The organism is Polycladomyces zharkentensis, from assembly GCF_016938855.1.
GTDB lineage: Bacteria > Bacillota > Bacilli > Thermoactinomycetales > JIR-001 > Polycladomyces > Polycladomyces zharkentensis.
In genome coordinates, this window is record NZ_JAFHAP010000008.1 from 203,006 (window position 1) to 215,803 (window position 12,798).

Annotated in this window: 12 protein-coding genes and 1 pseudogene; 9 read left to right on the top strand and 4 right to left on the bottom strand. The window is 50.3% G+C overall.

All coding sequences use genetic code 11. The annotated features are described in order from the left end of the window. Nucleotides 1-71 precede the first annotated feature (71 nt). The 6 genes from JQC72_RS08180 (at nucleotide 72) to JQC72_RS08205 (ending at nucleotide 4,873) form a co-directional block, all read left to right on the top strand. Nucleotides 72-320: a PAS domain-containing protein gene (locus JQC72_RS08180; RefSeq protein WP_205494656.1), complete on the top strand. Its 249-nt coding sequence runs from the start codon at nucleotides 72-74 to the stop codon at nucleotides 318-320. 117 nt (nucleotides 321-437) lie between these two features. Then, nucleotides 438-746, top strand: a complete 309-nt coding sequence (locus JQC72_RS08185) for a hypothetical protein (protein ID WP_205494658.1) — start codon at nucleotides 438-440, stop codon at nucleotides 744-746. Nucleotides 747-777: 31 nt separating this feature from the next. Then, nucleotides 778-2,349 carry a spore germination protein gene (locus JQC72_RS08190; RefSeq protein WP_205494660.1) on the top strand — a complete coding sequence of 524 codons (1,572 nt, stop codon included), beginning with the start codon at nucleotides 778-780 and terminating at the stop codon, nucleotides 2,347-2,349. Beyond that, nucleotides 2,346-3,470, top strand: coding sequence for a GerAB/ArcD/ProY family transporter (locus JQC72_RS08195; RefSeq protein WP_205494662.1), 1,125 nt, complete (start codon nucleotides 2,346-2,348; stop codon nucleotides 3,468-3,470). The genes JQC72_RS08190 and JQC72_RS08195 overlap by 4 nt, the downstream gene beginning before the upstream one ends. After that, entirely contained in the window at nucleotides 3,467-4,636 is a 1,170-nt protein-coding gene (locus tag JQC72_RS08200) for a Ger(x)C family spore germination protein (RefSeq protein ID WP_205494664.1), read from the top strand. The genes JQC72_RS08195 and JQC72_RS08200 overlap by 4 nt, the downstream gene beginning before the upstream one ends. A 6-nt stretch (nucleotides 4,637-4,642) precedes the next feature. Further along, entirely contained in the window at nucleotides 4,643-4,873 is a 231-nt protein-coding gene (locus JQC72_RS08205; RefSeq protein ID WP_205494666.1) for a hypothetical protein, read from the top strand. A gap of 189 nt (nucleotides 4,874-5,062) precedes the next feature. Here the strand turns inward: JQC72_RS08205 and JQC72_RS08210 are convergent, their stop codons facing one another. Then, complete coding sequence (locus tag JQC72_RS08210) at nucleotides 5,063-5,809, bottom strand: Rossmann-fold NAD(P)-binding domain-containing protein (protein WP_205494668.1); 747 nt, start codon at nucleotides 5,807-5,809, stop codon at nucleotides 5,063-5,065. 263 nt (nucleotides 5,810-6,072) lie between these two features. Here JQC72_RS08210 and JQC72_RS08215 point away from each other — a divergent pair, with 263 nt between their 5' ends. Further along, a complete protein-coding gene (locus tag JQC72_RS08215; RefSeq protein ID WP_205494673.1) occupies nucleotides 6,073-7,479 on the top strand; it encodes a sigma-54 interaction domain-containing protein in 1,407 nt (468 codons plus the stop codon). Between the two features lie 200 nt (nucleotides 7,480-7,679). Here JQC72_RS08215 and JQC72_RS08225 read toward each other — a convergent pair. After that, nucleotides 7,680-8,139, bottom strand: a pseudogene (locus JQC72_RS08225) (DUF1259 domain-containing protein). Nucleotides 8,140-8,488: 349 nt separating this feature from the next. On the opposite strand from JQC72_RS08225, the gene JQC72_RS08230 reads away from it, so the two are divergent. Next, entirely contained in the window at nucleotides 8,489-8,992 is a 504-nt protein-coding gene (locus tag JQC72_RS08230) for an Imm6 family immunity protein (protein ID WP_205494675.1), read from the top strand. A gap of 538 nt (nucleotides 8,993-9,530) precedes the next feature. Here JQC72_RS08230 and JQC72_RS08235 read toward each other — a convergent pair. Then, nucleotides 9,531-9,851: an Imm6 family immunity protein gene (locus JQC72_RS08235; protein WP_205494677.1), complete on the bottom strand. Its 321-nt coding sequence runs from the start codon at nucleotides 9,849-9,851 to the stop codon at nucleotides 9,531-9,533. A gap of 412 nt (nucleotides 9,852-10,263) precedes the next feature. After that, nucleotides 10,264-10,890, bottom strand: a complete 627-nt coding sequence (locus tag JQC72_RS08240) for a LysE/ArgO family amino acid transporter (protein WP_205494679.1) — start codon at nucleotides 10,888-10,890, stop codon at nucleotides 10,264-10,266. Nucleotides 10,891-11,991: 1,101 nt separating this feature from the next. Here JQC72_RS08240 and JQC72_RS08245 point away from each other — a divergent pair. Then, a complete protein-coding gene (locus tag JQC72_RS08245; protein WP_302104707.1) occupies nucleotides 11,992-12,717 on the top strand; it encodes a TrmH family RNA methyltransferase in 726 nt (241 codons plus the stop codon). Nucleotides 12,718-12,798 lie beyond the last annotated feature (81 nt).

Below are 12,798 nucleotides of genomic sequence, written 5' to 3' on the forward strand. Positions count from 1 at the left end.
GAATGAATGAAAAAATAAAACGGAAATGTATCAGCTCTTCCGAGGAGGTAGATGGGTAAAAACAGCAGGTTTTGCTAAAAAACTGGTTCAGCATCTTGGACCATTTGGATGAGATTTTCCCGTTTATCGGCAACGATACGGAGATCCTTCATGCCAACAGTGCCTATTCCCGGCTGATTGGCGTCCCCAGGGATCAGGTGATTGGCAGGCGTTTATCCGACATCGAGCCCAAAGCCCGGATCATCGAGGTGCTGGAGTCGGAGTGGCCGGTCTATCACGATTACTCCTATATCGAATCCGTGGGCATGGATATCGGGTAATAGTTTTCCCGTCTACGCCGAAGAGAAAAAGTAGGGTAGGTTGGTATTTTCCCCCGGTTTCGCTGTTTTCTGCCGACTCCCCCCGTATGGTGCAAGAAGGAAAAGGCGGCCGGCAACGTGCGGGAACTGCAAAGCTGTATCGAGTACATGTACGCCCTCTCCGAAGGGCATCTTCTGGATGTTCAGCACCTGCCGCAGCACATCTGGGAGTCGGTCAAAGGCAACCAGAACGCCATTGGTGAGTGCAGAGAAGAAACCCCGGCTCTTTCCTTGAAAAAGGAAGCCTCTTCCAAAGCAAACCTGAAAGAGGTCGTGGAGCAGGTGGAAAAAGAAATGATTATCAAGGACCGTTCCTTTGAGGAACGGATTTTTTTATCCTTTTGTTTCCCGGTTGTGTTTTCTTTTTTTTGCTTTAGTACAAAATAATGGATAGATATCGAAGGGGGAGCTGTCATCCATGTCTGGGTTCAGAGGATTTCGCAGGCGCAGAAAACGGAAGAACAGCGGAAGTGATCCGGTTATTCCCAGTTCGGGGGAAGGTTTGCAGGTCGCCCTCCATCCCGAACTGGAGAAAAACCGCCGGGTGATGAAGGATTTGTTCGAACGGTGTGACGATGTCACATTCCGTCCATTCCGGATCGGAAAGGAAATCGAGGCGGAAATCGTCTACATCGATAACATGGCCGACATCGAGGAACTGAACGATCATGCCCTGGCTCCCTTGATGAAAGCCTCCCTCACCCGTCCGGAGGAGATCGAAGGGTTCTTTCGGGAAGAGCTGCCCATTGTCTCCGCCAAACCGGTTCAAACCTTTGAGGAGTGTGTCAAGCATGTGGCGTCCGGCGATCCCGTACTGTTCATTGACGGATGGGACCGGGCACTGAACCTGGGGCTGCAAAAATGGGAGAAGCGGGGGATCAGCGAGCCGGAAGGCGAACCGGTGATCCGAGGCTCCAAGGAGGGATTCATCGAGTCGGCCTTGTCGAACACCGCCCTGTTGCGCCGCAGAATCCAGAGTCCTCAATTGAAAATGGAGGAAATGCGGCTGGGCCGTTATACCCAAACCCGGGTCATCGTCGCGTACATCGAGGGAATTGTCAACCAAGGCGTGCTGGACGAGGTGAAACGGCGGCTGGAGCGGATCGATATCGACGGGGTCTTGGAATCCGGGTATATCGAGGAACTGATCGAGGACAACCCCTACTCGCCGTTTCCCCAGATGAACGTCACCGAACGGGTCGATACGGTGGCCGCCGACTTGTTGTCGGGACGGGTCGCCATCATTACGGACGGATCGCCCGAGGTGATGACCATGCCCCTCAACTTCCCGACGCTTTTGCAGGCCGCGGAGGATTACTATGTCCGTTTCACTTATGCCACAGCCGTCCGTTGGCTGCGATACCTGCTGTTTTTCTTCTCCCTGACCGCTCCGTCCTTTTACGTGGCCACGATCACCTTTCACCCGGAAGCGGTGCCCACGGAGCAGCTCTTCAACTTCGCGGCGGCCCGGGAAAAGATTCCCCTCCCGACCATCGTAGAAGCGTTGTTGATGGAGATTGCCTTTGAGGCGTTGCGGGAGGCCGGCCTCCGCCTGCCGAAAATTGTCGGTCCCGCCGTCTCCATCGTGGGCGCGTTGATTATCGGGGAAGCGGCGGTAACGGCGGGACTGGTCTCCGCTCCGGTGGTAATCGTCGTGGCGATCACCGGGATCGCTTCGTTCTCCATTCCCCGATATGCGTTGGGGTTTAGCATGCGCGTTCTCCGCTTTCCCCTGTTGATCCTGTCGGGGTCCTTCGGCATGGTCGGCTTTTCCCTGGGGCTGATCGCCCTTGCGGTCCATTTGGCTACGCTCCGTTCCTTCGGCGCGCCGTATCTCGCCCCCCTCGCACCGTTCCGGCCCAAGGAACTGAAGGATGCCCTCTGGCGGTCCCCGTGGTGGAAGATGAATCAGCGTCCGCGTCTATCCCCCAACGAATACCGGCAGTCGTCGGACCAAAAACCGGGGCCGGAGCAAGGAGGGGAGAGATGAAGATGAGAGAAGGAACAGGGATGATCGAGCGGGGACGCATCAGTGCCGGCCAGATGGCCCTGATCTTGTACGTTGGCTGTGTCGGTGTCAAGATTCTGACCGCGCCCCATCTGGCGGCCAAGTGGGCGGGACAGGACATGTGGCTGACTCCCCTGGTGGCGGCCTTCAGCGGCGTCTCTTTTTATGTTGCACTCAAGCTCCACCGGCGGTTTCCCGGGGAGACGATCATCCAGTACAGTCCCCGGATTCTCGGCTGGTTCGGCAAGGGGATCGCCCTGCTCTATTGGATCGTCTACATCCATGCCTGCTCCTTCGTGCTCCGGTATTATGCGGAGCTTGTGACTGGCGTGTTTTTGCCGGAGACGCCCGCGGCGGTGGTGATGGGCGGAATGGCCTTGGTCTGTGCGGCCGCCGTCCGGGGCGGGTTGGAGACCATTGTCCGTACTGCCCAATTCCTCACCGTGCCGGCCTTCACCGTCTTGGCGATCCTTGCGGTTTTGTCGTCGACGGAGTGGGATGTCAAGAACCTCTTTCCGATTCTGGAGCACGGAGTCGGTCCTGTGGTGAGAGGGGCGGTGAACCCGTCGATCTGGTACAGCGAATACTTTTTGGCCGCTTTTCTGCTGCCCTACGTGAAGGAACAGGACAAAGCGGGACGATGGGGTGCCGTCTCCGTCTTCGGGTCGGTGTTGACTCTGCTAGTGTTCGATCTGATCGCCGTGTTTGTGTTGGGAAACCAATCAGCGACCTTCCTCTATCCGCTCTTTGAAACGTTCCGGCTCATCAGTCTGGCGGGTTTTTTTGAACACATCGATGCCTTTTTGCTGGCGATGTGGTTGACCATCATCTTCGCCAAGATCTGTCTTTTCCAATACGTCGCCGTTCTGGGATCCGCCCAGTGGCTGGGTCTGTCCGACTACAAACCCCTGTCGCTGCCCATCGCCTTCATCCTGGTCGCCTTCAGCATCTGGACCGCGCCGAATCTCTCCTTTTTGAACCGGTTCCTCGATGGGGAAGGCGTGTTCTACAGCCACCTGGTGCAGGTGGTGATACCCTTGGGGCTGCTGGCGGTGGCGGGGATCCGGAAAGTAAAGGGGACGCGGAAGGAGGGGAGGGCATGATGAGAGCGGGCCACCTGAAGGGAGCCGGGAAAAAGGCCTTGTGCCTGTTGCTGATAGTCTCCCTCCCGATCCTCCCCGGTTGCTGGGACCGGAAGGAATTAAACGAGATCGCCCTGATCCGGGCCGTTGGAATCGACCGGACAGAGGACGGGCAGATCGAAGTGACGATCCTGCAAGCGATTCCCGTGCGCGCCGGCACGGAGAGCGGAGGAGGGGGAGGCGGACAGCAGCAAATAATCCTTTCCGCACGGGGCATCACCATCCCCGAAGCGAAAGCCAAATTGCAGGAAAAAATGGGCCGGCGCATTTTCACGGGCCACCAAGAAGTGGTTGTGTTGGGGAAGCGGCTGGCCAAAACGGGGATTCGGGAAGCGCTGGATTTCTTTGCGCGCTTTCCCGGGTTCAGGAAGGATGCCTTTCTGTTCGTGTCCAAAGGTACGCCGAAGGAGATCTTCGAGACCGTTGTGCCGGGGGAATCCACCGCCACGGAAAACCTTTATAAGATGGTGAGATTGGAGCGGGCGGTCGACATGACCATCATGCGGGTGCTGCAGGAGATGTCCGGTGACGCGGAAGCCACGGTCATCCCCATGGTAATGAAGGTGAACGACACCACTCTGGCCCTGAATGGCGCCGCCGTCTTCCGGGGGGATAAAATGGTGGATCACCTGGATCGGAAAGCGGAAGAAGGGCTGTTGTGGATTCGGAATGAATTTACCTCCAGGATTATCAACACCCGTCTCCCGGGGGAAAGGGGATATGTCTCCCTGGAAGTGACCAAGTCGGAGGCCGAGCTGATCCCCAAGATCGAAGAGAAGAAACGGCGGATCCTCCTGAAGGTGACCGCCGAGGACGATGTGCAATTTAACGGCACCCGCCTGTCTCTGTACAATCCGTCGAACGTCGACCGGGTCGCCCGGGCGATGGAGCGGATCGTTCGGGACCGTCTCCGCTGGACAGTGGAAAAAATGCAGAAAAAAGCCCGGGCGGACGTCCTCGGGTTCGCCGGGGCGTTCCACCGGGAATACCCCGAGGAGTGGGACAAGATGAAGGATCGCTGGAATGAGCAGGTGTTTCCCCGGTTGGAAGTGGACATCCAGGTCCGTGTGCACATCCGCCGGCCCGGGATAACCGACCGACCGGCAGGCCTGCCGGAGGAGAGGTGAAGCGGCGTGAATTGGGCAAAGGTGTTGGCGGCCACGGTGGTCAGCGTGCTGATCGTGCTGTTCGAGTGGCCGAAAATCAACCGGGGGCGTAAAAAGGAGAAGGCGGCCCTGTTGGTGTTCACCGCCATCGGGTGGGGATTGTGGCTGTTGCTCATCTATTTCCCGGACTTGCCAGGTCCCACTCATTTCGTGCAGAATTTGTTGCGCCCCCTCGGCAGGATGTTGTCGGGCGAGTGAGAGGGGTTGTCCCGTCAAGGCCGCCAAGGGGGAAACAGTGTAGTCTATCCCGTGGAACTTGAATTGATTACGAAATAAATCTGGGTCGACACCACATCATCGACAAGGCGTTCTCCCATTTATCTGACGCTGGTCACCTCCACCCTTCGCATCAACCGCACCGGAAAAAGCTCCGTCCCGGGAGCTTTATTATGCATTCATGAAGCGGTCGGAATATGTCCTCAAGGTATGACGGTAGGGTTTCAGATCCCGGATGATCCGGTTGATTTCATCCTGTAGGGAGGAAGGTCGCCCTGGAAGAAGCATTTCTTTGAACCATCCACATCTGATGGGTTTCGTTTTCTTTCCGCGGGTTGGGCAGTGACCGGATGTCCACTTGGATCCCTTCCCTGCGCCCCGCTTCTTTAACTGAATGGGCAAGATCTTTGGGCTGATCAGCATCGTTGCCTGATTGTATACGTGGAAACCGCCGTCCGCCGGCAGTTCGACGGTCCGGACCAGGGAACGGATGGCGTCATCCAGGGTGATCATCGGCTTCTTCTGTTCCCCTTTCCCATACACCGTAATCGGGAACCCCGCAAGAGCCTGGGCACAGAAGCGGTTGGCCACAACCCCGAAATAGAAATCGAAATTGAACCGCGTGTCCAGAAGGGGGTCCATGCGGGTTTCTTCGGTCTGCGTACCGAATACGATCGAGGTGCGGACATCGGTTACGGTGAGCCCCCACATCCGGGATGCCAGAAAGAGGTTGTTGATGTCGTTCGCTTTGCTCATGTGATACCAGGATGTGGCCATTCCCGCATAAGGGATGATGTCTCTCCCGTCTTGGGTCTCGACGGTCAAGAAGCCTTCTGGAATGGTGAAATTGGGAGCCCCGTGAACCCCGGTGGTCGTCGTTTCAATAAAATGGGTGGATAGGAGGTTCGACTGTTTCAACCCCCAAAGAAGGTTTCGGCACATCCGGTTGTTGTTTTCCTGAGTGTAATCGGCCGGCATGCCGTTGATGTGCGAAATGGTGCTGCGGGTTGGGCAGAGGTATGGAGGATCACCCGGGGCTTGAATGTTTCGAGTTTTGGTTGACGAAATCCCGGTCAGGTCCCATCCCCTCTGCTGCTGGAATGTTATACCTCATGTTGACTCTATTCAGAATGAATGAAAAAATAAAAACAACAACGTATCAGCTCTTCCGGGGGGAAAAGATGGGCAAGAGCCAGCAGGTTTTGCTAAAAAACTGGTTCAGTATCTTGGATCATTTGGATGAGATTTTCCTGTTTATCGGCAACGATACGGAGATCCTTCATGCCAACAGTGCCTATTCCCGGCTGATTGGCGTCCCCAGGAATAAGGTGATTGGCAGGCGTTTATCCGACATCGAGCCCAAAGCCCGGATCATCGAGGTGTTGGAGTCGGAGCGGCCGGTCTATCACGATTACTCCTATATCGAATCCGTTGGAATGGATATCGTGGGCAATAGTTTTCCCGTTTACGACGAAGAAGGGGAAAAAGTCGGAGCAATCGGCATTTTTCGTCCAGTTTCCCTGTTTTCCGCCGACTCCTCCCTCCCGTCGCCCCCCGTATGGTGCAAGAAGGAAAAAGCGGTGGAGGGAGAGGACCCCTTCAGTCGATTGATCGGCGAGAGCCGTGAGTTGAAAAATGTGATTTACATCGCAAAAAAGGTGGCCCAGACGGATACCACCGTGCTCCTCAGAGGAGAGACCGGGGTAGGGAAAGAGGTGTTTGCAAAGGCGATTCATGAAGCCAGCCCCTTCTCTGACGGCCCTTTTGTCGCACTCAATATGGCTTCCATCCCGGAGACCCTGATCGAATCAGAGCTTTTCGGCTATGAGGCCGGCGCATTCACAGGAGCACAAAAGGGAGGTAAGCCTGGTCTGATTGAGCAGGCTGAGGGCGGAACGCTGTTTTTGGATGAAATCGGAGAAATCAGCCCCATACTCCAATCCAAGCTGCTTCGGGTGCTTCAGGAGCGGGAAGTGATCCGGGTAGGGGGGACCAAAGCCCGCTCTGTCCGCTTCCGTCTCATCGCCGCCACCAATCGCAACCTGGAGTCCATGGTGGAAAATGGGAAGTTCCGCCCCGATTTTTACTATCGGATCAGCGTGATCCCCATCCACCTCCCGCCCCTCAGGGAACGTGCTTCCGATGTACTCCTGTTAGCCGAGCACTTCAAGCGGCAACTGGAGGAACGACATGGTCGGCAGAAAGCCTTTTCTCCACGGGTCCTGGACATGATTAAACAGTATTCCTGGCCCGGCAACGTGAGGGAACTGCAAAGCTGTATCGAGTACATGTACGTCCTCTCCGAAGGGCAGCTTCTGGATGTTCAGCACCTGCCGCAGCACATCTGGGAGTCGGTCAAAGGCAACCAGAACGCCATTGGTGAGTGCAGAGAAGAAACCCCGGCTCCTTCCTTGAAAAAGGAAGCCCCTGCCAAAGCAAACCTGAAAGAGGTCGTGGAGCAGGTGGAAAAAGAAATGATCATCAAGGCCCTGCGGGAATCCAGGACCAAGACGGAAGCCATCCAACGTCTGGGTATGAGCCGCAAGGGATTCTATATGAAGCTGAAAAAATATCAGCTTACCTTCTGAGTATCGAGGAAACTACTTTGTGTATGAGATGACCTGGAAAATCCTTTTCGTTGCAGTCAATGGATGGGCTTCATTTCCTGCAAGAAAGGATGGTCGGATTGAACAGTCTCGATTGATTCAGTTTGGGAGGAAAAACGGCGATAGTTGTCGACGAAACCATAGCCGATCCCCTTAGCGGCGATCGGCTATATGTATTCTTATTAGGATTTTGTCGCTTGAATAGCTGCTTTCACTGTCCGGGCAAGATCTCTCATGTTCCCGATTCCCTGGAAATGTAAATAAATGATGCGTGGTTTTTCATGAATCCAGTGATTGTGTATCGCAGAAATCTATATTTCCTTTACGGAACGTATCCAATACTGAAGTTACTTCGCTTTCAAGCAGTGAAAACTCTCCCATCACCACTGTTTTTCCGTTTGTTTGTTCAAATGTGGCGATAAACTCCAACTCCATTGTTTCCGGGGATAGTTTGATTCCTTTGTAAGTAATGGGGATATTACGCGCAATTTCCACCTTGCAAACCCCATTCTCCACTTTGGCTTTCGTACCAAAAATTTGCTCAAGGACCTTGCAGTTGGTTTCCTCATTTCCATCAATCTGTTGCATGGGGAGAAAAAGGATGATGAAACAAGCCATCCAAATAAAAATGATTTTCTTCATATAGACCCACCCGGCATTTTGTTTGACTTATATCCTAACCATGTGGATTCTTGGTTATTCGAAACATCTACCAGTCCGGGTTTGGAAATCGGGATCAATGTTTCCACAAAAACATCATCAATGAGACTTACAATATAATGTTGTGAGTGGCAGTTAGGAGGGAAACATTTTGCGTTTCAAAGGAGAGCCGGTGAGGAGCGTCGTTGAGACAATTGTAAAAACAGGATAGTTTCGCCGTACGGTCTCTTTTGCATCTTGGTGGTATTCTTTTTTAGCTGTAGCGATGTCCCTCTATCCCAAAAAGACTTTAAAAATAGAAAATTAATTAAATAATGGAGGCGTTCCTTTCATGGAATGGATCATGAATGTGAATACAGATGCGAGAGTGGCTTATTTATTGACATTAACAGAAAAAGTGATGGATCAAATAGACCATGAAGAAGGGTATCATCAGGCGGGAAAAACGATCGACATGTGTTGGGAGTGGGTAGAAGAAAAGAAATATAGTGGAGATGAGCTTTATCTTATGTTAGATAACGAAGACGATGGTGGGGTTAGTATTTATGAGCTGTTGACTGATGACCCTCAACAAGAGAGGATATGGTTATGTATCATTGATGCAATTGCATATACAATATGGCAAGCATATAAACATGAAAATGATGAATATTTACCACAGCCCATTGAGACTGTCGATGATGATACGATTGATGAGTTTATTACAAATATAAGGAAAATACATGGATATAATGAAAACTGGGAGAGCATTCTGAAGCAATATTTACTGGATCATTATTCGCCAGAAAGTAGTAATAAAAAAATATTTAGATCTGAAATAATGAATAAGATTTAATTTAGTCGTGACTTATTCACTGGGACCATTGTTTGTAGTGCCCAACCACAGTTGGAAGGATGGTTTGGTGCAGCGGAAGATACCGAGGAATTAAGGCACGCGTATTTGTAAGCTTATCAGGCACGGGAAGCAAACAATCAGGAAATAAATCAAATACGCACGATGAAATGATTTGAAAATGGTGGTCAAAGACGCGCTAATGCACACGGCGCAGCTGATCTCGATTTCCACATGGCACTTGCGCAAATAGCCTTAAAGCGGTAAGACTTTCTGTGCAACGACTTTTCCATACGTCACATGTACGCCATATTGAACCTTATGGTGATCTAAAGGCCGGCTATGAAACTTATGAACGCTTGGTGGAAGCGATTGCTGCACGGGACGAAGTCAAGGTAAATGGACTGTTTGGAAATGATGTTTGCTCGTAGCAAACGTTTGATCTCCGAGCAAATGGGGGAGCGAATGGACACTTAAGGATTATCTCCTTTACTCAGGGACAAGCCTTCTTTCAGGCTAATTCGACACATTCAAATCTGACTCAAAATCTCATCAAACTGATCAATGGTTGATCACTTTCCATTTCCAGGATTTGCGGAACATCATCTGCCTTTTCATATTGATAGGCTTGCCATATCGCGTAACATACTGCATCCATGATACAAAACAAGACGAACTTGGCTTGAGGATTTTCTTTTATTTCATCATATCCTTCAATCAAAATTAACCCATCATCTTCATCATTGAACCTCTCATAAAGTTCGTCTCCACTATGTTTTTTCTCTTCCACCCATTCCCAGCAAGTCAAGGTTAATAAATAAGCTACTTTTGCATCTGTATTTACATTCTTGTACCACTCCATAATGAAAACCCCTTCCCGGATGGTCATGTTTATATTGTTGTCCATTTTTTACTACAAAGAAAGGTTTCTTAGCATCTTTGTTCTCTCTTTCATCTGATGATCGGCCGGCATGGTTCAGTCTATTTCACCGCATAAGTTACGTCACTTCTTGTTAACGTGGCTCAAAAGTAGGGGATATCCAGCCTATTCTGGACATGCAAGCCGTAAGTCGCTTGAGGTGTAAATGTTAGCCATTAACGATGTTCAGGATGAATATGAACGCGTCATCCCCGAGGTTCCTGAATAAACACAAAATGACTTGAGAATCGAAACTCAAGTCATTTGGGAATATGAAATCAAACGTTCTCTCAACCTCTTAAAAAGTACCGGGCTTGCGGGAACCAACCCGGAGAGCCATGTCCACAAAATACCTTTAGCCGGTATTAGCGCCCCAAAACAATTGATAAATGAGATATAAGGCTACGCCCCAAATAATCAACGCAGACAACTTGTTGATTTTACCAACAATCGTACCGGTACGATCGATGTTCCCAACGATTCTTCCAGCTATAGCCAGTCCGAAAAACCAAGCCCATGAAACAAATATGCATGCCAGGGTGAAAGCCATCTTTTCTGTTCCTGTATAACTTAGAGAGTTGGTTCCAATCACTCCTACAGTATCTAAAATAGCATGAGGATTCAATAGGGAAACCGAAGCAGCAAATGCAATTTGCTTTTTAGGTGAAACTTCCTCTTCGCGATGACTTGGAGAGCCCCCATGGGAACGCCACACTGACAAACCCATATACAAGAGAAAGAAAATACCGATACCAAATAATACAAATTGCAACCATGAAACAGTTAATATGACAAAAGAAACACCCAGTACAGCGGCAACAATTAATAAGGTGTCGCAAATGGAAGCTGTAATGATAACAGGCAGTACTCTTAAGAAACGAGATTGTACTGCTCCTTGGTTAAACACAAACACATTTTGTGCTCCAAGCGGAATGATCAAACCAAATGCCAATACCAAACCATGTAAAGTCGCGCCGATCATTTTCACATCCTCCTATATCAAAAGGAACAGAAGCGATATTGTATGATTGTGATCGTTTCAATACGATCCAAAGCGAATATGATATGGTCTTAAAGCGAAAAAAGGTCGTCTTGCCAAGGCGACCTTCAATTCCCGTCATCGCCTTATATCCAAGAACTCGATCATGAGATCCCGCGCTCCAACAGCAGGTGAACCATCATCCTCCAGCAAAGCTGCTTCGTATGTTTTGCTATTTCGTGAGGTAACCATCTGTACCACTTCCAACTCCGGATGTCGGGATCATGCCAAGACAAATTGTTGACCGGCCATTCCCGTTGCACCAACAATGGCCGTTTTTCACTTCGTCACATTGATCCCTCCAGTGCCATACAGGAAATTCATACAACAATATTATTATAATTATTTAATAAAGAACAATAAAAATGTTTGATAGATATCATTACAAAAAGCGATGGTCAGGAAACAGTTAAGCTGGTTATGCATGTTTTCCCGGTTCTCAAATGATGCAAAGACGAACGCGACGGTGAAAAAGTTTCATCTCACGGCGAAAGCGGGAGTCTTAAAACTGAAGAATGTTGGAGAATACGTGAACTGTGAACGGGTCCTCTCCAGAACCGGAGATCCGCATGCAAAAAGGTGACCGTGTTGTCGTTGTCTTAGTAACTTTAGTCAATCACAGAGAGGGCACATATCCCATCCATTTTGGGTTTCATGCGTGAACCGATGAGGAAAGTGCGTGTCCGAAGCGATCGAGTCATCGTGTATGTTCACCAACGGTAAATAATGGATAATATTCTGTTATTTACATTTGAGTGAATTTCACTTATGTGTTAGTATAATGGATCTGATGAAAGCACTGTAACCCTTGTGGTGTGATCATCAAATGGAAGTCGTAATGAAATAATATGAGAAACGAAAAAAGGTGAGTTTCTGCGATCACACAAACTGACGAGAGCAACGAGTATTGTGGTACAAGCTGAAAAGAGATACGATGGGTGGCCACCTGGCCAACTTCCTAACGCCTATAAAAATATGGGAGAGGGGGGAGAAAAGTTGCGAGTATCAACTCAAAAGTCCGGGAAAGAAAATGATTTGATCCAAATGCTGTTGGAAACAGGTTTATTGCAGGAAAAAGAGCGCTGGATATGGGAGATGATCCAGCCTGAGCGATTGATGCGGTTGTATCAGGTGTTGAATCAACGTACAAGATATATCTCGGTTTTGCTTGAAGCTGTTGATGACGGACACAACCAAGCAGCGGTTCTGCGGACGGCGGATGCCTTTGGCATCCAGAATATCTCCGTTGTCACCGGGAATAAACCGTTTGAACCGAGCAAGAAGATTACTCAAGGTTCCCATAAATGGCTGACGATCAGAAAGAAGCCCGATCTGCAAACGGCGATAAAAGATTTGAAGTCGGAGGGTTATCAAATCTACGCCACATATCTTGGGGATGATGCTGTTCCGATCGGGGAAATCGACCTTTCCAAGCCCACCGTGCTCATTTTCGGCAACGAGCACAAGGGAATCTCGAAGGAAGCAGCCAACCTGGCGGATGGGAAATTCTATATTCCCATGTATGGCTTTGTGCAAAGTTTCAACATCTCCGTAGCAGCGGCGCTTGCCTTGCAGGAAGTAACGAAACGGGCCCGTGAGATAGCCGGAGATCGCTATGGTCTGACCGACGAGGAGAAACGGGAGTTGCTGCTGGAATGGATCATGAAAACGCTTCGGCCACAAGTCCGGAAAAAGGTGCAAAAGAAATTGGAGATGTCAAGGCAAACGCCTGCCAACCAAAAAAGCAGCGTCCACAGGTTAACCGGCTGATAAACCATGGGCTGGATGTTTCCATCCCCAATGAATAACGGCTCTTTCGCTTAATCGCGAACAGAGCCGTTATTTCCATCT